Annotated in this window: 17 protein-coding genes; 16 read left to right on the top strand and 1 reads right to left on the bottom strand. The window is 48.9% G+C overall.

All coding sequences use genetic code 11. From position 1 onward, the window contains the following. Nucleotides 1-79: 79 nt before the first annotated feature. Nucleotides 80-328, top strand: coding sequence for a hypothetical protein (locus tag ACNFN4_RS15445; protein ID WP_014417737.1), 249 nt, complete (start codon nt 80-82; stop codon nt 326-328). Between the two features lie 81 nt (nt 329-409). On the opposite strand, the gene ACNFN4_RS15450 is transcribed toward ACNFN4_RS15445, so the two are convergent. Next, the gene (locus ACNFN4_RS15450) at nt 410-2,116 is read right to left on the bottom strand and encodes an Rqc2 family fibronectin-binding protein (RefSeq protein ID WP_014417738.1); all 1,707 of its coding nucleotides are present in this window, start codon (nt 2,114-2,116) and stop codon (nt 410-412) included. 119 nt (nt 2,117-2,235) lie between these two features. On the opposite strand from ACNFN4_RS15450, the gene ACNFN4_RS15455 reads away from it, so the two are divergent. The 15 genes from ACNFN4_RS15455 (at nt 2,236) to rpe (ending at nt 18,910) form a co-directional block, all read left to right on the top strand. Beyond that, complete coding sequence (locus tag ACNFN4_RS15455; RefSeq protein WP_022553363.1) at nt 2,236-4,908, top strand: calcium-translocating P-type ATPase, SERCA-type; 2,673 nt, start codon at nt 2,236-2,238, stop codon at nt 4,906-4,908. A gap of 81 nt (nt 4,909-4,989) precedes the next feature. After that, the gene (locus tag ACNFN4_RS15460; protein WP_014417740.1) at nt 4,990-5,865 is read left to right on the top strand and encodes a YicC/YloC family endoribonuclease; all 876 of its coding nucleotides are present in this window, start codon (nt 4,990-4,992) and stop codon (nt 5,863-5,865) included. Between the two features lie 76 nt (nt 5,866-5,941). After that, the gene (gene remA / locus ACNFN4_RS15465; RefSeq protein WP_003154355.1) at nt 5,942-6,211 is read left to right on the top strand and encodes an extracellular matrix/biofilm regulator RemA; all 270 of its coding nucleotides are present in this window, start codon (nt 5,942-5,944) and stop codon (nt 6,209-6,211) included. 7 nt (nt 6,212-6,218) lie between these two features. After that, nucleotides 6,219-6,833 (top strand): guanylate kinase, encoded by a 615-nt coding sequence (gmk, locus tag ACNFN4_RS15470; RefSeq protein WP_003154347.1) that lies wholly within the window; start codon nt 6,219-6,221, stop codon nt 6,831-6,833. A gap of 3 nt (nt 6,834-6,836) precedes the next feature. Then, nucleotides 6,837-7,040, top strand: coding sequence for a DNA-directed RNA polymerase subunit omega (gene rpoZ / locus ACNFN4_RS15475; protein WP_003154346.1), 204 nt, complete (start codon nt 6,837-6,839; stop codon nt 7,038-7,040). A gap of 90 nt (nt 7,041-7,130) precedes the next feature. Next, nucleotides 7,131-8,351, top strand: coding sequence for a bifunctional phosphopantothenoylcysteine decarboxylase/phosphopantothenate--cysteine ligase CoaBC (coaBC, locus tag ACNFN4_RS15480; RefSeq protein ID WP_021493703.1), 1,221 nt, complete (start codon nt 7,131-7,133; stop codon nt 8,349-8,351). After that, nucleotides 8,348-10,759 carry a primosomal protein N' gene (priA, locus tag ACNFN4_RS15485; RefSeq protein WP_039063083.1) on the top strand — a complete coding sequence of 804 codons (2,412 nt, stop codon included), beginning with the start codon at nt 8,348-8,350 and terminating at the stop codon, nt 10,757-10,759. Before coaBC ends, priA begins: the two co-directional genes overlap by 4 nt. Nucleotides 10,760-10,783: 24 nt before the next feature. Continuing rightward, nucleotides 10,784-11,266: a peptide deformylase gene (gene def / locus ACNFN4_RS15490; protein ID WP_029325903.1), complete on the top strand. Its 483-nt coding sequence runs from the start codon at nt 10,784-10,786 to the stop codon at nt 11,264-11,266. 4 nt (nt 11,267-11,270) lie between these two features. After that, the gene (gene fmt, locus ACNFN4_RS15495; protein ID WP_182072704.1) at nt 11,271-12,224 is read left to right on the top strand and encodes a methionyl-tRNA formyltransferase; all 954 of its coding nucleotides are present in this window, start codon (nt 11,271-11,273) and stop codon (nt 12,222-12,224) included. Then, a complete protein-coding gene (gene rsmB / locus ACNFN4_RS15500) occupies nt 12,211-13,554 on the top strand; it encodes a 16S rRNA (cytosine(967)-C(5))-methyltransferase RsmB (protein WP_448200290.1) in 1,344 nt (447 codons plus the stop codon). Before fmt ends, rsmB begins: the two co-directional genes overlap by 14 nt. Before the next feature lie 3 nt (nt 13,555-13,557). Further along, complete coding sequence (rlmN, locus tag ACNFN4_RS15505) at nt 13,558-14,649, top strand: 23S rRNA (adenine(2503)-C(2))-methyltransferase RlmN (RefSeq protein WP_053573429.1); 1,092 nt, start codon at nt 13,558-13,560, stop codon at nt 14,647-14,649. 5 nt (nt 14,650-14,654) lie between these two features. Beyond that, complete coding sequence (locus tag ACNFN4_RS15510; protein ID WP_448200291.1) at nt 14,655-15,416, top strand: Stp1/IreP family PP2C-type Ser/Thr phosphatase; 762 nt, start codon at nt 14,655-14,657, stop codon at nt 15,414-15,416. Next, nucleotides 15,410-17,353, top strand: coding sequence for a Stk1 family PASTA domain-containing Ser/Thr kinase (gene pknB, locus ACNFN4_RS15515; RefSeq protein WP_038461444.1), 1,944 nt, complete (start codon nt 15,410-15,412; stop codon nt 17,351-17,353). The genes ACNFN4_RS15510 and pknB overlap by 7 nt, the downstream gene beginning before the upstream one ends. A 14-nt stretch (nt 17,354-17,367) precedes the next feature. Then, nucleotides 17,368-18,258 (top strand): ribosome small subunit-dependent GTPase A, encoded by an 891-nt coding sequence (gene rsgA, locus ACNFN4_RS15520; protein ID WP_014417748.1) that lies wholly within the window; start codon nt 17,368-17,370, stop codon nt 18,256-18,258. Nucleotide 18,259: 1 nt separating this feature from the next. Continuing rightward, nucleotides 18,260-18,910: a ribulose-phosphate 3-epimerase gene (gene rpe / locus ACNFN4_RS15525; protein WP_014417749.1), complete on the top strand. Its 651-nt coding sequence runs from the start codon at nt 18,260-18,262 to the stop codon at nt 18,908-18,910. Nucleotides 18,911-18,964 lie beyond the last annotated feature (54 nt).

The raw sequence follows: 18,964 nt of genomic DNA on the forward strand, positions 1-18,964 counted from the left end.
GTCATCAGGCAGGGTATTTTTTATACTGTCCTGACAGTCCCCGAATGTGAACAATTCAAAACGAAAGCGGGCAGTTTGAATGTTATATGCCGACAAGCGGTCAGGATTGCGAAGTGACGCGGAATATGTATCTGGTCCCGATGCCGCCTGGATTCCGCCCGCATACAAAGGAAAGGTCAGAGACCCGCCCGGATGTGCTCAGGTTCGGCGAGGGAAGGTGACAGTATCCGCCGCCAAATCAGGTGTGACCGTTTTAATCAGAGACGGCCCCGGCGGATCAGGCAGACATGACGGGAAACTGATCAGATACTGTAAAGATCGGTTCTGACGGCTGGGAGAGTTTCGTCACCGTTTATAAGTAATAAAAAACACCTCCAAGCTGAGTGCGGGTTTCAGCTTGGAGGTGCGTTTATTTTTTCAGCCGTATGACAAGGTCGGCATCAGGTGTGACAAATACGGTATGCTGGCTGTCATAGGTGACAAATCCGGGCTTTGCGCCGTTTGGCTTTTTCACGTGTCTGATTTTTGTATAATCAACGGGAACGGAGCCGGAATCTTTCGCCTTGGAAAAATAAGCGGCGATCGCAGCCGCCTCCAGTATGGATTGTTCATCCGGATCGCTGCTTTTAATCACAACGTGGGAACCCGGAATGTCTTTCGTGTGGAACCATAAATCATCCCTTGCGGCAGCTTTTGTCGTTAAGTATTCATTTTGTTTATTGTTTTTGCCGACAAGAATCGTCAATCCCCGTGAAGATTCATATTGCTCCAAAACAGGAACGTGCTGCTTCTGCTTTTTCTGTCCTCGCTGCTGTTTCGGTCGCAGATATTTGCCTTCCACAAGCTCTTCCCTTATTTCGTGAATATCCTTTGTGGAGGCGGAGGAGAGCTGCTGGATCAGCTGATCGAAATAAGCGATTTCCTCCTCGGCCAGACGGATCTGTTCTTTTACCACCTCGACGGAATTCTTCGCCTTTTGATACTTTGTAAAATACATCTGCGCGTTTTCTGACGGTGTTTTATTCGGATTTAAAGGGATGGTCACTGTTTTACTTTCTTCATCATAATAATTGATGACTTCCGCTTCTTTGTCACCTTTTTTCAGCATATACAAATTCGCCGTCAGCAGTTCGCCGTATAGCTGGAATTCCTTCGCGTTCTCTGAGTAGTCGAGCGTCTTTTCCAGCTTTTTTATCTTATTGGCGTTCTTTTTCCGTTCATTTGCGACAAACCGCTCGAGATCCTGAGCCTGCTGTTTGACGCGGTCGCGTTCCGCCTTGCCGAAATAAAACCGGTCCAACAGCTCACTCAGTGAGTGAAAGGTGCGCTCCTCTCCGTTTACATGTGTGAGAGACAGGAGATAAAAGTATTCCTTTCCGCCGGCTGTTGTAATGTTTGGTGTAAACCTGCAATCTTTCACGGCATGGAACATTTCAATCAGCGTCTTCGGCAGCGTTATTTTGTTAGCGAGACCCGCTCTGTGAACGGCTTCTTTTGCAAACAGCGGAGAAACACCGGAGAAATGTCTGACGATCTGCTGGTCAAGCCGTCCTTCCTGAAAACTGAGATAACGCAAAACGTCTTCTTCGTCCGCGGCGAGCGGCGAAATTTTTTCCTGAGCGGGAGGAAGCTTGTAATCATAGCCCGGCAGAACGGTCCGGTAGCTGTTCATCGACGGAGATAAATGTTTCAGCCCGTCGATGATGGCTCCTTCTCCGTCAGTCAGGATAATATTGCTGTGCCGCCCCATAATTTCAACATACAGCGTTCTTACGGTTTCGTCGCCGATTTCATTTCTGCTTTTTATGCGGAATATCATAATCCGGTCTAATCCGGCCTGTTCTATTTTCTCAATAAATCCGCCTTCTATATGCTTTCTGAGCAGCGTACAAAACATCGGCGGCTCGCTCGGATTTTCATAGGCCTGATTCGTCATGTGCACCCGTGAATAGCTCGGATGCGCCGATAATAATAATTTATGGTTTTTTCCGTTAGCGCGGATATGGAATATCACATCGTGCTTAAAAGGCTGATGGACTCTCGTGATCCGGCCTCCGGCAATCCGGCTGTTTAATTCATGTGTCATTCCGTATGTAAACATGCCATCAAAAGACATATAAAACACCCTTTCCTTCTTCCTGCATTCGATAATTATAGCATGAAAAGGGACGAGTCAGAATAAGCTTGTTTACAGAGTGACATCTCTAAAGCGAGGCAGGGGAGTGGACGAGAAGAATGAAGTTTCATGAAATGGGACAAACCGATTTGCTGAAAGCAACAAATACGTCCATTAAACAGGGGTTGACCGAAAAAGAGGTGAAAAAACGCCTTGAAAAGCACGGACCGAACGAGCTTCAGGAGGGCAAGAGGACACCGGCGATCGCCGTGTTTTTCGCCCAATTTAAAGATTTTATGGTGCTCGTGCTGCTGGCGGCAACCTTAATATCCGGGTTTTTAGGCGAATATGTAGATGCCGTAGCGATTATGGCGATTGTATTTGTCAATGGGGTTCTCGGTTTTTTTCAAGAGCGGCGGGCGGAAAAGTCTTTACACGCATTAAAAGAGCTGTCAACGCCGTATGTGTCAGCGTTGCGGGACGGGAGCTGGAAGAAAATTCAGTCCAAGGAGCTCGTTCCCGGCGATATCATGAAATTTTCAAGCGGCGACCGGATTGGCGCGGATGTGCGGATCGTTGAAGCGAAAAGCCTTGAAATTGAGGAATCGGCGCTGACCGGGGAATCAATTCCGGTGGTTAAACAAGCTGATAAACTGAGAAAGCCGGATGTTTCGTTAGGCGACATCAGCAATATGGCGTTTATGGGTACGATCGTAACGCGCGGCAGCGGTATCGGCGTCGTCGTCGGTACAGGAATGAATACGGCAATGGGGAAAATCGCCGATATGCTGGAATCCGCCGGCAGCCTTTCAACACCGCTGCAGCGAAGGCTTGAAGAGCTCGGCAAAATTTTAATTATCGTCGCGCTCCTTTTAACGGTATTGGTCGTTGCAGTCGGCGTCTTACAGGGACATGAGCTTTACAGCATGTTTTTGGCCGGGGTGTCATTGGCCGTCGCCGCGATTCCGGAAGGGCTTCCCGCCATTGTTACGGTGGCATTATCAATCGGTGTCCAGCGCATGATCAAACAAAAATCAATTGTCAGAAAGCTCCCGGCGGTTGAAACATTGGGCTGCGCCTCTGTCATTTGTTCTGATAAAACCGGCACGCTGACACAAAACAAAATGACCGTCACCCATATGTGGTCAGGGGGAAAAACATTTAAAGTGTCAGGCATCGGCTATGAGCCGGAGGGAGTTTTCACCCGAGATGAGCGGGAAATCAAGCCGAAAGATGAGAAGATTCTTGAACAGATGCTGGTTTTCGGCGCGTTGTGCAACACATCCGAAATCGCACTGAAAGACGGCCATTATGTACTCGACGGCGATCCGACAGAAGGAGCGCTGCTGACGGCTGCAAGAAAGGGCGGCTATTCAAACGATTGGCTCAGCGGGCAATACCGCGTGGTTGCCGAGTTTCCGTTTGACTCCGTCCGCAAAATGATGACCGTCATTGTAGAGGATAAGGAAAAAAAGCAGTTCGTCATCACTAAAGGAGCGCCCGATGTGCTGATTGACCGCTCGTCACATCTGATGTACGACGCAAGAAGCGCGCCATTTTCAGGAGAAAAGAAAGCAGAAACGGAAGCGGTTCTGAAAGAGCTGGCGTCGCAAGCTTTGCGTACGATCGCGATTGCTTATAAACCGCTTAAGCCCGGAGAAAAGCCGACAATGGAGCAGGCGGAAAAAAATCTGACGATGCTCGGCTTGTCAGGCATGATTGATCCGCCCCGTCCGGAGGTCAGACAGGCGATTAAAGAATGCCGTGAAGCCGGCATTAAAACGGTTATGATCACAGGGGATCACGTCGAAACGGCAAAGGCCATTGCAAAAGATTTGCGTCTTCTTCCGAAAAAGGGGCGTGTGATGGACGGCAAGACGCTGAATGAGCTTACGGAGAAAGAACTTATCGAAACGGTCGATGATGTCTACGTCTTCGCACGCGTGTCGCCTGAACATAAATTGAAAATCGTCAAAGCGTTCCAGGAAAACGGACACGTCGTCGCCATGACGGGAGACGGGGTTAATGACGCGCCGGCCATAAAGCAGGCAGATATCGGTGTTGCCATGGGCGTGACGGGAACCGATGTGGCAAAGGAAGCCTCTTCTCTCATTCTGGTAGATGATAACTTTGCTACGATTAAATCAGCCATAAAAGAGGGACGGAATATCTATGAAAATATAAGAAAATTCGTCCGGTATTTGCTCGCCTCCAACGTCGGTGAAATTTTAGTGATGCTGTTTGCGATGCTTCTCGCTCTGCCGCTGCCGCTCGTTCCGATTCAGATATTGTGGGTGAACTTAGTCACTGACGGGCTGCCGGCGATGGCCCTCGGTATGGATCAGCCGGAAGGAGATCTGATGAGGCGGAAGCCGCGGCATCCGAAAGAAGGAGTGTTTGCGCGAAAACTGGGCTGGAAAGTCGTATCAAGAGGGTTTTTAATCGGAGCCGCAACCATTTTAGCGTTTATCATCGTCTATCACCGCAATCCTGAAAATCTGCCCTACGCACAGACCGTTGCATTCGCGACTCTTGTCCTGGCTCAGCTTATACACGTGTTTGACTGCCGGAGCGAAACGTCTGTTTTCTCCCGGAATCCGTTTGAAAATATCTATCTGCTCGGCGCCATCATTTCTTCTATCTTCCTGATGGTCATCGTCATCTATTATCCGCCGCTGCAGCCGATTTTCAAAACAGTGCCGATTACGCCGGGCGATTGGATGCTGATTATCGGTATGTCGGGCATACCTACTTTTTTGCTGGCGGGTTCACTTTTGACAAGAAAAAAATAATTCCATATGATATAATCTTAGGGGTAATAGCATGTCTATTGCCCTTTTATTTTGATAACGGGAAAGAATTGGGTGTTTCATATGATACGGAGTATGACAGGCTTCGGCAGCGCAAGCAGCACAAAAGGCGATCTCTCGGCAACCGTTGAATTGAAATCCGTCAATTACCGGTTCAAAGAAGTGAACGCCCGCCTGCCACGGCCTTTGCTATATGTAGAGGATAAGCTGAAACAAACGATATTGCAGCATATACAGCGCGGAAGAGTAGAGCTGTTTCTCACTGTAAACAGTGACGCGCTCATAAAAAGAAGCCTGAACATCGATTGGGAGCTCCTTGATGAATATGTGAGCGCCGCACGCGTCATGAAAGAGCGCTACAGCCTGGCGGCAGAACCCGATGCAATGGATTTCTTTAAATTTGAACATATTGCGCAGATACACGAAGAACAGATGCGTGATGACAAGCTTGAAGAAGTCATCAGGGAAGCCGCTGAGCTGGCTGTAAAGGAACTTTGTGACATGAGGGAAAAAGAAGGACGGCTTTTGGCGGAAGACTGCTTTCTGCACATTGAGCGGCTTGAGACGCTGTCCGAACAGGTGAAAGAGCGCGCTTCGGCCGTTGTTATTCAATACCGCGAGCGTCTTTACGCCCGAATGAAGGAATGGACGGAGGACGCACTCGACGAAAGCAGGCTGATCACGGAATGCGCCATTTTCGCCGACCGTTCTGATATTACGGAAGAAATTACCAGATTGAAGAGCCATTTTGTTCAATTCCGTGATATATTAAAAGAAGGCGGGGCAGTCGGCCGCAAACTTGATTTCCTTGTTCAGGAGCTTAACCGGGAAGCGAACACGATCGGCTCAAAAGCCAATGATCATCAAATCACAAAGCTTGTCGTTGAAATGAAAAGTTCTATTGAAAAATTGAAGGAACAAGTGCAAAATATAGAATAGCGACTGTGCGTATTGTTTACAGACGGTCTCTTCAGGTTACACTAGAGACGTCTATTTTACAGGGGGAACGTAGAAGATGACGATTAAACTGATTAATATCGGATTTGGCAATATCATCTCCGCCAATCGGATGATTTCGATTGTCAGCCCGGAGTCTGCGCCAATAAAGCGAATGATCCAGGATGCAAGAGACCGCGGAATGCTAATAGACGCTACATACGGACGAAGAACCCGTGCAGTTGTCGTCATGGATAGTGATCACATTATCTTATCTGCCGTCCAGCCTGAGACAGTTGCACACAGACTTTCTGTGAAAGAAGAAATTATGGATGAAGGGCAGGGGTAATTGCCGCATGAAAGAAAGAGGGTTATTAATCGTTCTCTCAGGTCCCTCCGGAGTTGGAAAAGGAACGGTTCGGCAAGCAATATTTTCACAACAGGACACGAAATTTGAATACTCAATTTCAGTCACGACGAGAAACCCGAGAGAGGGCGAGGTCGACGGCGTCGATTATTTCTTTAAATCCAGAGATGAATTCGAACGCATGATTGAAAACAACAAACTGCTTGAGTGGGCGGAATATGTCGGCAACTATTACGGAACGCCCGTTGATTATGTCGAACAGACGCTTCAAGAAGGAAAAGACGTCTTCTTAGAGATTGAAGTGCAGGGCGCGCTCCAAGTGCGGAATGCATTTCCGGAAGGCCTGTTTATCTTCTTAGCGCCGCCGAGTCTTTCTGAACTGAAAAACAGAATCGTGACAAGAGGGACTGAAACCGACGATTTAATCGAAAACAGAATGAATGCCGCAAAAGCTGAAATCGAAATGATGGACGCGTATGATTATGTCGTTGAAAACGACGATATCCAAACGGCTTGCGATAAGATTAACGCAATCGTTCTCGCCGAGCACTTAAAACGTGAACGCGTCGCTCCGAGATATAAGAAAATGCTGGAGGTAGAATAACTTATGTTAGATCCGTCAATTGACTCTTTAATGAATAAATTAGATTCTAAATATACGCTGGTGACCGTGTCTGCAAGACGCGCGCGTGAAATGCAGATCAAAAAAGACCAGCAGATTGAACATACCATTTCTCACAAATATGTAGGCAAAGCTTTAGAAGAAATTGACGCGGGCCTGCTTTCGTTTGAAAGAGAAGACAGCGAATAACAAGCACACGTAGCAACCTATCTCTACATAGGTTGTTATTTTTTTCCGTTTGGGATTTGTCCAATGCTTTCATAAAGGGGAGAAGACTTCATGAAAAACCGAAACATTCTGCTATGCGTAAGCGGAGGAATTGCCGTTTATAAAGCTTCCGCACTCACGAGCAAGCTGGTTCAGGCCGGCGCAAACGTCAAAGTGATTATGACTGAGTCCGCGCGTGAGTTTGTTTCTCCGCTGACATTTCAGGCGCTGAGCCGGAATGAAGTGTATACAGATACATTTAATGAACAAAATCCGAAGGTGATTTCTCATATTGATGCCGCTGACTGGGCGGATTTAATTATTGTCGCGCCCGCTACGGCAAATATCATCGGCAAGCTTGCCAACGGAATTGCTGACGATATGCTCACAACGACGGTGCTGGCGGCTGAGGCCCCGGTCTGGGTGGCGCCTGCGATGAATGTCCATATGTATGATCATCCGGCGGTGAAACGGAACATCTCTGTGCTTTATCACGACGGGGTCCGCTTTATCGAGCCGAGTGAAGGCTATTTGGCATGCGGATATGTCGGCAAAGGAAGGCTGGAGGAGCCGGAGCTTATTGTTGAGCGTGTCAGAGAGCATTTTAAGGAGCCTGAAGACGATGCGCCGCTGAAAGGAAAACATATTGTCATTACGGCCGGTCCGACGCGCGAAGCCGTGGACCCTGTCCGCTTCTTCACAAATAAATCCACCGGCAAAATGGGCTACGCCGCTGCTGAAGCCGCCGTCCGTCTCGGGGCGCGGGTGACGCTGATTTCAGGCCCGGTGTCAATAGAGCCGCCAGTCGGACTGTATCAGTTTCTTCCTGTGCAATCGGCAGCCGATATGAGAGAAGCCGTGCTTTCTGTGTTTGATTCATGCGACATGGTGATTAAGACGGCGGCCGTGGCCGATTTTACGCCGGCGGCTGTTTCTGATCACAAAATGAAGAAGAACGACGGTTCGCTCGTGATCGAATTCAACCGTACGGCAGACATACTGAAAGAACTCGGCGAACGGAAAACACACCAGCTGCTGGTCGGATTTGCGGCTGAAACGCAAGACGTCGAACGCTATGCGCGCAGAAAACTCGAACAGAAAAACCTTGATATGATCGTTGCGAATGATGTGAAAGCGGAAGGGGCCGGATTTGGCACGGATACGAATGTCGTCACCTTCTATTTCCGGGACGGAAGAAAACGGGAGCTTGCGCTTATGTCTAAACTTGACGTTTCCTTTGAAATGCTGAAGGAAATGACCGCTTTGAAAGCCGAGGACCGAAAACCGGTATGAATGTAGCAGAAGTCATTGTCGATGTCAGCTCCAAAAACATTGACAGACCCTTTGATTACAAAATTCCCGATCATTTAAAAGGGATGATCGAAGTCGGCATGCGGGTGATTGTCCCGTTTGGCCCGCGCAAGCTTCAAGGATTTGTGACCGGTTTGAAAGATTCGTCTGAATTAAACGGCGGCTCAATGAAGGAAGTCGAGAAGCTTCTTGATTTGACGCCCGTTCTGACTGAGGAACTGATGCAGCTGTCTTCATGGCTTTCTGACAAAACGCTGTCGTTTAAAATCACGGCGCTTCAGGCAATGCTGCCCGCCGCACTGAAGGCGAAGTACGAGAAAGAGCTGAAAGTCGTTGACGAAGAAGCGCTGACACCGGACATCAAACAGCTTTTCAGGAATCAAAAAAGTCTTCTGTACTCGGATATTACCGATGAAAGCATTCTTTCGTCACTTCAGAAATTCGTGCGCAAAGGAAGCATTGATGTCACATATAAAGTCGCCCAAAAAACGAATAAAAAAATGATCCGCATGATCGAAGCGGGGGCAGACAAAGAAGAACTCGCCCGGCACGCAGATTCATTGACAAAGCAGGCTTCTAAACAGCTCGCCGTGCTTACTTATTTTATCGGCGGGGGAGCAAAGATTTCCGCGGCCGAGCTTTGCAAAAAGACCGATTCCAGTTCCGCGACGCTGAAAACGCTTCTTAAAAAGGGGCTTCTTACGGAAAGCTTTGAGGAGGTTTACCGCGATCCTTATCAGGACAGAATGTTCAAAAAAACAGAGCCGCTCTCTCTTACAGAAGAGCAGCAGGCCGCTTTTGAGCCGATTAAACAAGCCGTAGCCGACCATGTCCATCACGTTTTTCTGCTTCACGGCGTCACGGGAAGCGGCAAGACGGAAATTTACCTGCAATCCATTGAAAAAGTGCTGGCAAAAGGACAAGAAGCCATCGTGCTCGTTCCGGAAATCTCGTTGACACCGCAAATGGTCAACCGTTTTAAAGGCCGCTTCGGCTCACAGGTTGCGGTCATGCACAGCGGGTTATCCACAGGTGAAAAATACGATGAATGGCGGAAGATTCAGCGCAAGGAAGTCCGGCTTGTCGTCGGAGCCAGATCGGCCATCTTTGCCCCGTTTGAAAATCTCGGCATGATCATTATTGATGAAGAGCACGAATCTTCCTATAAGCAGGAGGAAATGCCGCGGTATCATGCAAAGGACGTAGCCATCCGCCGGGCCGAGCATCACAGCTGTCCGGTCGTCCTCGGGAGCGCCACCCCGACATTGGAATCATTTGCGCGGGCGAAAAAAGGCGTTTATGAGCTGCTACCGTTAAAACATCGCGTAAATCGCCAGCTCATGCCTGACGTTTCTCTCGTTGATATGAGAGAAGAACTGAGAAACGGCAACAGATCAATGTTTTCAAGAGAGCTGATGGAACAGCTGGAAGAGAAGCTTGCAAAAAAAGAGCAGGCTGTCCTTTTCCTGAATAAACGGGGGTATTCCTCGTTTGTGATGTGCCGGGACTGCGGTTATGTGCCGCAATGTCCGCATTGCGACATTTCAATGACTTATCACCGCTACGGACAAAGGCTGAAATGCCATTACTGCGGCCATGAGGAACCTGTCCCGGGAACATGCCCGGAATGCGGCAGCGAACATATCCGCTTTTTCGGCACGGGCACGCAGCGTGTGGAGGAGGAGCTTACCAAAGTGCTGCCTCAGGCGCGCGTGATCAGGATGGATGTGGACACCACTTCAAGAAAAGGCGCCCATGAAAAACTGTTGTCAGCGTTCGGTGAAGGGAAGGCGGATATCCTGCTCGGTACGCAAATGATCGCAAAAGGGCTTGATTTTCCGAACGTGACGCTCGTCGGAGTATTAAGCGCAGATACGACGCTTCACATCCCTGATTTCAGGGCCGCGGAGAAGACATTCCAGCTGCTGACGCAGGTAAGCGGACGGGCCGGGCGGCATGAAAAGCCGGGAACGGTGGTCATTCAAACGTATACACCGTCTCATTACAGCATTCAGCTGACGAAAACGCACGACTATGAAACTTTTTTTCAGCAGGAAATGGCGCACAGACGGGCCCAGTCATACCCGCCTTATTATTACGTGGCGCTGGTGACCGTTTCTCATGAAGAAGCGGCAAAAGCCGCGGTCACCGCAGAAAAGATTACAAACTATTTAAGAGCGGGATGCGGGCCTGATACGAAAATTCTCGGGCCGGCGGCTTCCCCGATCGCCAGGATCAAAGATAGATATCGCTATCAATGCGTGATAAAATACAGACAGGAAAACGAGTTGCAGATTCAGTTGAAAAAGATACTGGAGCACTATAAACGCGACATTGCGCAAAAGCATGTAATGATTTCAATCGATATGAATCCGTACATGCTGATGTAACATTAGTTTTTGGAGGGCAAAATTTTGGCTGTGAAAAAAATCGTCACACACCCGGCGGAGGTTCTGGAAACACCTGCCGATGAAGTGACAGTATTTGATAAAAAATTAAAAAAACTGCTTGACGATATGTACGATACGATGCTCGAAATGGATGGCGTCGGCCTCGCCGCGCCGCAAATCGGCATTTTAAAAAGAGCGGCCGTCGTGGACATCGGTGAAGAAAGCGGCCGGATCGACCTTGTAAATCCGGTTATTCTTGAAAAGAGCGGTGAACAGACCGGAGTCGAGGGCTGCTTAAGCTTTCCCGGGGTTTACGGCGATGTCACCCGCCCGGATTACGTAAAGGTAAAAGCCCACGACCGTAAAGGAAAACCGTTTATTTTAGAAGCGGAGGGTTTTTTGGCCAGAGCCGTTCAGCATGAAATGGATCATTTAGACGGCATTTTATTCACATCAAAAATTACGGCTTACTACACTGAAGAAGAACTGGCAGAAATGGAAGGATGATTGGATGACAAGGATCGTTTTTATGGGAACGCCCGACTTTTCAGTTCCCGTCCTGCGCACGCTTATTGAAGACGGGTATGAAGTGATTGGTGTCGTTACGCAGCCTGACCGCCCGAAAGGCAGAAAAAAAATCATGACGCCCCCTCCTGTAAAGGCTGAAGCTGAACGTCACGGCATTCCCGTGCTTCAGCCCGAAAAAGTAAGGCTCGAAGAAGAAATAGAAAAAGTGCTCAGCCTGAAGCCGGACCTGATTGTTACGGCGGCATTCGGACAGATCCTGCCCAAGCAGCTGCTGGACGGCCCGAAATACGGCTGTATCAACGTACACGCGTCACTATTGCCTGAATTAAGAGGCGGAGCGCCGATACATTATTCGATTCTCCAAGGCAAGAAGAAAACGGGCGTAACGATCATGTATATGGTTGAAAAGCTTGATGCGGGCGATATGATTTCTAAAATCGAAGTGGAAATTGATGAAGCGGATAACGTCGGCACGCTTCACGACAAATTAAGCATAGCGGGGGCAAAGCTTTTGTCAGAGACCGTTCCGAACGTCATATCCGGAAATATTAAACCGATCAAACAGGACGAATCAAAAGCGACTTACGCGCCTAACATTAAGCGTGAGCAGGAGCGGATTGATTGGGCAAAGCCCGGAGAAGAGATTTACAACCAGATCAGAGGTTTAAACCCTTGGCCTGTCGCCTATACAACTTTGAACGGTCAAAATATTAAAGTATGGGCTTCTGAAAAAGTTGCGGCAAAAACTGAAGCTGCGCCCGGAACAGTCATCCGCACGGAGCAAAACGGCATTGTCGTCGCATCAGGTAACAGCACCGCCCTTTTAATCACAGAGCTGCAGCCGGCGGGAAAAAAACGGATGAAGGGCGAAGATTTTGTAAGGGGCAAAAATGTGCAGCCCGGTGACGTGTTAGGAGAAGCAAATGAAGAAAAATAATGTCCGGGAGCTCGCCCTTGAAGCGCTTGAGAAGCTTGAGCAAAATCAGGCATACAGCAACCTGCTTCTTACATCGGTTATCAAAACGAACACGCTCAGCGATCAGGACAGAGGGCTGCTGACAGAGCTTGTCTACGGAACGCTGCAAAATAAAATCGCCTTAGACTTTATGCTGAAGCCTTTTATCCGCAAGCCGAATAAGGTGAAGCCGTGGGTGATTCAGCTGCTTCGTCTGTCCGCGTATCAAATGGAGTATTTAGAAAAAATTCCGGATCGCGCCGCCATCCATGAAGCGGTTGAAATCGCCAAAAAACGCGGGCATAAGGGCATTGCGTCCTTTGTCAACGGCATCCTCCGCTCCCTGCAGCGTGAGGGGGCGCCGTCATTCGCTGAAATTGAAGACCCGGTTCTCCGTCTTTCCACAGAGACAAGCCATCCCGAATGGCTCGTAAAAGAGTGGGTCGAGGCGTACGGCTTTGAGGCGGCTGAAAAGATCTGCCGGATTCATCTCATTCCGCCGAAGCAGACGCTCCGTGTCAATCACATAAAGAGCGACAGGGAAACGGTGCTGAATGAGATGGAGAATGCCGGTCTGGAAGCGGAAGCCGGAGACCTTTCTCCTGATGCGATTAAGCTTTTAAAAGGAAGCATCGCGAACACGGCATTTTTCCAAAACGGCCGGGTATCCATACAGGATGAAAGCTCAATGCTTGTCGCGCGGGCGCTGGACCCGAAGCCGGGCGAAACCGTTTTAGACGCATGCGCCGCACCGGGCGGAAAGTCGGCTCACATTGCGGAACTGATGGAGAACGAGGGGAGCCTCACATCGCTTGATCTTCACCGCCATAAAGTGAAGCTGATTAAAGAGGGCGCAGAACGGCTCGGACTTACGATCATCGACGCACAAACGATGGATGCGCGGAAAGCGGGAGAGGCCTTTGGCGCAGAACGGTTTGACCGTATTCTCGTTGATGCCCCTTGCTCAGGTTTCGGCGTCATCAGAAGAAAACCCGATATGAAATATACGAAGACGCCGGAGGACAGCAGACGGCTGTCAGAAATCCAGCTCGGCATTTTAAGGGAAATCGCCCCATTAGTAAAAAAAGGTGGCACACTCGTATACAGTACGTGTACAATGGACCGGACAGAAAATGAAGAAGTTATGCATGCGTTTATACAAGAACACCCTGAGTTTGAACCCGATTTGTCTCTTGAAAAGCGGCTGCCTGAAAAGGCGAGACCCTTTGTTCAGGATGGAAGCCTTCAAATTCTTCCGCATTATTTCGGAACAGACGGTTTCTTTATTAGCAGCATGAGAAAGAAGGGATAAAAAATGACACAATTAAAAAAGACAAGCGTACGGAAAGAGCTGCGGACTGAGCAGCCGTCCATTTACTCTTTTGAATTAGATGAAATCAAACAATGGCTGACCGACAATGGCGAAAAGCCGTTCCGCGCGGCACAGATTTTTGAATGGCTCTATGAAAAGCGGGTTTCTTCATTTGATGAAATGACAAACCTCTCAAAAAGCCTGCGTGAAAAACTCGAGAGCCATTTTGTGCTGACAACGCTGAAAACGGCTGTAAAACAGACATCTCAAGACGGCACGATGAAATTTTTATTTGAGCTTCATGACGGTTATACGATCGAAACGGTTTTAATGAGACACGAGTATGGTAATTCTGTATGTGTAACGACACAGGTCGGCTGCCGGATCGGCTGCACATTTTGCGCGTCAACGCTCGGCGGTCTGAAACGGAATCTTGAAGCGGGAGAAATCGTCGCTCAAGTCGTGAAAGTGCAAAAGGCGCTTGATGAAACGGATGAACGCGTCAGCTCAGTCGTGATCATGGGAATCGGTGAACCTTTTGATAACTTTAACGAAATGCTCGCTTTCTTGAAAATCATTAACCACGATAAAGGGCTGAACATCGGAGCGCGTCATATCACAGTTTCCACCAGCGGAATCATTCCGAAGATTTACGATTTCGCCGATCAAAAAATGCAGATCAATTTCGCGATTTCTCTGCATGCTCCGAATACGGAAATCAGAAGCCGTCTGATGCCGATTAACAAAGCCTATAAGCTTCCTGACCTTATGGAGGCCGTCAAATATTACATCGAGAAAACAGGCAGACGGATCAGCTTTGAATACGGGCTGTTCGGCGGCGTAAATGATCAGGTCGAACATGCAGAAGAGCTTGCAGAACTGTTAAAAGACGTGAAATGCCATGTCAATTTAATTCCGGTAAACTATGTGCCTGAACGGGATTACGTCCGCACACCGAGAGATCAGATTTTCGCATTCGAAAAAACGTTAAAATCCCGCGGTGTAAATGTCACGATCAGAAGAGAGCAAGGCCATGACATTGACGCGGCCTGCGGTCAGCTTCGCGCGAAGGAGCGTCAAGACGAGACGAGGTGAAGAGGTTGATTACAGCCTTGAAAACAGATACAGGTAAAGTCCGCCGGCATAATGAAGATGCGGCGGGCATTTTCACAAAAGAAGACGCGGTGCTTGCGGTTGTCGCCGACGGCATGGGCGGTCATCTTGCCGGAGATGTAGCGAGCAGGATGGCGGTTGCGGCGATGGAAGAGCAGTGGAACCGGACCGAAACGGTTCCTTCTCTGCCGTCTGCTTGCGAGGATTGGCTGAAAGACCGGATTCATGAGGCGAATGTCAAAGTACATGACCACGCTAAAGCGAATGAAGAATGCCGGGGAATGGGCACCACCGTTGTTTGCGCCTTATTCACCGGGAAGTTTGTCACTGTGGCTCATATCGGTGACAGCCGGTGCTACCTGCTTCAAGAGGGGGAATTCACTCAGCTGACTGAGGACCATTCGCTTGTGAATGAGCTGGTCAAGACGGGGGAAATTTCGAAAGAGGACGCCGAGCACCATCCGCGGAAAAATGTATTGACGAGAGCGCTGGGGACAGATGAAACCATCAGTCCCGACGCCCGTTCTTTTGAACTGTCTGACGGCGATCAGCTGCTTTTATGCTCTGACGGACTGTCAAATAAAATAGAAGATCACGAGATCAAACACATGCTTCAAGCCGAATCTGATCCTCAGGAAAAAGTAGACCTTCTCATCAGCAAAGCGAATCAAAACGGCGGCGAAGATAACATCACGGCTGTGTTGATTGAGTTTTCCGCAGATGCAAAAGAGGGTGAAGACAAGTGCTAACCGGCAAGCGGATCAGCGGGCGTTATCATATCCTCCGGCCCATTGGCGGCGGCGGAATGGCAAACGTTTTTTTAGCTGAGGACATCATTCTCGAACGTGAAGTCGCAATTAAAATTCTGCGGTTTGACTTTGTGAATGACATTGATTTTATCAGGCGTTTCAGAAGAGAAGCACAGTCGGCATCAAGCCTCGATCATCCGAATATCGTCAGTATTTACGATATCGGGGAGGAAGGCGATATTTATTACATTGTCATGGAATATGTGGAAGGCATGACATTAAAGGAATACATAACCGCACACGGGCCGCTTCATCCGAAAGAAGCGCTGTCCGTTATGGAGCAGATCGTCTCGGCCATCGCCCATGCCCATCAAAACCATATCGTGCACCGGGATATTAAACCGCACAATATATTGATAGATCATTTAGGGCATATCAAGGTGACGGATTTCGGCATCGCCACAGCGCTTACGTCTACGACAATCACACATACGAATTCTGTGCTGGGCTCGGTTCATTATTTGTCTCCGGAGCAGGCGAGAGGCGGTCTTGCAACGAAAAAATCAGATATTTACGCGCTCGGCATCGTGCTGTTTGAGCTTTTAACAGGTAAAATTCCTTTTGACGGAGAATCAGCCGTCAGCATAGCGCTAAAGCATCTGCAAACAGAAACGCCTTCCGCCAGAAAGTGGAACCCTTCCATTCCGCAGAGCGTCGAAAACATTATTTTAAAGGCAACCGCCAAAGACCCGTTTCACCGCTATGAAAGCGCCGAGGACATGGAAGCGGACATCAGAACGGCTTTTGACGCCGGCAGGCTGAATGAACAAAAATTTTCCGTTCAGGATGATGAGGAAATGACAAAAGCCATTCCCGTTATTACTGACGGCGCAAAAGCCGCGCCTCAGGCGGAAACGCCGGGGGAGACGGACGATAAGGAACAGCAGCCCGCCAAAAAGAAAAAACGGAAATGGCCGTGGGTTTTGCTGTCCGTCTGTTTCATTTTCATTATGGCGGCTGTTCTTGCGGTCACCGTGTTCCCGTCTTTGTTTATGCCTAAAGATGTAAGCGTCCCCGACGTACGGGGCATGAAGTACGAAAAAGCGGAAGCACTGCTTGAAAAGAACGGGCTCCGGGCGGATCCTGATATAACGGACATTGAAGATGACAAAATAGAAGAGGAATTAATGGTCAAAACGGACCCAAAAGCGGGGTCTACCGTTAAAGAAGGCTCTTCTGTAAAACTGTACAAAAGCATCGGAAAACCGAAAACCCAGCTGATCGACGTGAAAGGGCGGCAGATCGGCGACGCAAAAAAAGCGCTGAAGGAAAAAGGCTTCAAACATGTCAATGTCAAAGAAGAGAACGATGACAGCGAGGCCGGCACCGTAATTGATCAGGACCCGTCAGCCGGCACCGACATGGTCGCAAGCGACGATGAAGTCAATCTAACGGTCAGCCTCGGCCCGGCGGACGTTACGCTGAGGGACTTAAAGACTTACAGCAAGGAAGCGGCTTCAGGGTATCTTGAAGATAACGGCCTGCAGCTTGTTGAAAAACAAGCCCATTCAGATGACGTGCCAAAAGGACAAGTCATGAAGCAAGAGCCGGCAGCCGGCACTGCGGTTAAGCCGGGAAGTAATGTTGAAGTGACGTTCTCGCTCGGACCTGAAGAAAAACCGGCGAAAACGGTAAAAGAAAAAATCAGCATTCCTTACGAACCCGAACATGAAGGGGACGAGCTTGAAGTGCAAATCGCCATCGATGATAAGGACCACAGCATCTCTGATACGTATGACTCATTTAAAATAAAAGAGCCGACTGAAAAAACAATTGAACTGAAGATTGATCAGGGACAGAAGGGGTATTACCAAGTGATGGTCGATCATAAAGTCGTCAGCTACAAAACGATTGAATACCCGAAAGATAATGACTGACAAGGAGGGACCCTATGCCTGAGGGCAAAATTATAAAAGCGTTAAGCGGATTCTATTATGTCTTGGATGAATCACAGGACAAGATCATTCAATGCAGGGGCCGGGGCATTTTCAGAAAAAATAAAATAACGCCCCTGGTCGGCGATTATGCCGTTTATCAGGCTGAAAATGATAAAGAAGGCTACCTGCTGGAAATCAAAGAACGAACAAACGAGCTGATCAGGCCGCCGATTTCAAATGTCGATCAGGCCGTTCTCGTCTTTTCTGCCGTTCAGCCTGCGTTCAGCACGTCTTTATTGGACCGTTTTCTCGTCCTTGTGGAAGCCAACGGCATTCACCCGATCATCTGCATAACCAAAATGGATTTAGCTGCAGACGGGGAATCGAAAGAGGCGATACTTTCTTACGTGAAAGACTATCAGGGGATCGGTTATGACGTATATGTGACGTCATCAAAAGAAAACAGCGGTTTAACAGGCATTGTGAAACACTTCGAGAACAAAACGACGGTGTTTGCCGGTCAGTCCGGAGTCGGAAAATCTTCGCTTTTAAATGCGATCAGCCCGGAGCTTGAGCTGAAAACAAACGAGATTTCCGCGCATTTGGGACGCGGAAAACATACGACGCGCCATGTGGAGCTCATTCATACATCAGGCGGTCTGGTGGCGGATACTCCGGGGTTCAGTTCGCTTGAATTTACCGGCATTGAGGAAGATGAGCTGGGCAGCACGTTCCCTGAGATCAGAGAAATAAGCGCCTCTTGCAAATTCAGAGGCTGTCTGCATCTTAAGGAGCCGAAATGCGCGGTAAAGCAAGCGGTGGAAGAAGGAGAGATTCAGCCGTACCGCTATGAGCATTACAAAGAATTTATGCAGGAAATAAAAGAGAGAAAGCCGAGGTATTAATATGATTAAGGTTGCGCCATCAATTCTTTCCGCCGATTTTGCTTCACTGGGCGAGGAAATTAAAGACGTGGAAAAAGGAGGGGCGGACTATATCCATATTGATGTCATGGATGGCCATTTCGTCCCTAACATTACAATCGGGCCGCTTATCGTTGAAGCCGTCCGTCCGGTGACTGATCTGCCGCTGGATGTCCATCTTATGATTGAAAACCCGGACCGCTACATACCGGCATTCGCAAAAGCCGGCGCGGACATCCTTTCCGTTCATGCTGAAGCGTGTCCGCATCTTCACCGGACCATTCAATTGATAAAAGAGCAGGGGGTAAAAGCGGGAGTTGTGCTCAATCCGCATACGCCCGTCCAAATGATTGAACATGTGATCGAGGAACTTGACCTTGTGCTGTTAATGACGGTTAACCCCGGTTTTGGCGGCCAGCGCTTCATTCATTCGGTTCTGCCGAAAATCCGTCAGGTCAAACAGCTGGCTGAGGAGAAAGGCCTGTCTGAGCTTTTAATCGAGGTGGACGGAGGCGTTAATAAAGAAACAGCCCCTTTATGCGCTGAAGCGGGCGCCAATCTGCTTGTTGCCGGGTCTGCCGTATATAATCAGCCGGATCGGAAAAAAGCCATCGCTGACATCCGAAACGCGTAATAAACATGCTGAAAAAGAGCCCGGTGAAAGCCGCCGGCTCTTTTCGCGTCTAAG

This window comes from Bacillus sp. N1(2025) (assembly GCF_053470005.1).

Coding starts and splice junctions, on each gene's coding strand:
- ACNFN4_RS15445 (WP_014417737.1), top strand. CDS start 80: ATGTTATATGCCGACAAGCGGTCAGGATTGCGAAGTGACGCGGAATAT.
- ACNFN4_RS15450 (WP_014417738.1), bottom strand. CDS start 2,116: ATGTCTTTTGATGGCATGTTTACATACGGAATGACACATGAATTAAAC.
- ACNFN4_RS15455 (WP_022553363.1), top strand. CDS start 2,236: ATGAAGTTTCATGAAATGGGACAAACCGATTTGCTGAAAGCAACAAAT.
- ACNFN4_RS15460 (WP_014417740.1), top strand. CDS start 4,990: ATGATACGGAGTATGACAGGCTTCGGCAGCGCAAGCAGCACAAAAGGC.
- remA (WP_003154355.1), top strand. CDS start 5,942: ATGACGATTAAACTGATTAATATCGGATTTGGCAATATCATCTCCGCC.
- gmk (WP_003154347.1), top strand. CDS start 6,219: ATGAAAGAAAGAGGGTTATTAATCGTTCTCTCAGGTCCCTCCGGAGTT.
- rpoZ (WP_003154346.1), top strand. CDS start 6,837: ATGTTAGATCCGTCAATTGACTCTTTAATGAATAAATTAGATTCTAAA.
- coaBC (WP_021493703.1), top strand. CDS start 7,131: ATGAAAAACCGAAACATTCTGCTATGCGTAAGCGGAGGAATTGCCGTT.
- priA (WP_039063083.1), top strand. CDS start 8,348: ATGAATGTAGCAGAAGTCATTGTCGATGTCAGCTCCAAAAACATTGAC.
- fmt (WP_182072704.1), top strand. CDS start 11,271: ATGACAAGGATCGTTTTTATGGGAACGCCCGACTTTTCAGTTCCCGTC.
- rsmB (WP_448200290.1), top strand. CDS start 12,211: ATGAAGAAAAATAATGTCCGGGAGCTCGCCCTTGAAGCGCTTGAGAAG.
- rlmN (WP_053573429.1), top strand. CDS start 13,558: ATGACACAATTAAAAAAGACAAGCGTACGGAAAGAGCTGCGGACTGAG.
- rsgA (WP_014417748.1), top strand. CDS start 17,368: ATGCCTGAGGGCAAAATTATAAAAGCGTTAAGCGGATTCTATTATGTC.
- rpe (WP_014417749.1), top strand. CDS start 18,260: ATGATTAAGGTTGCGCCATCAATTCTTTCCGCCGATTTTGCTTCACTG.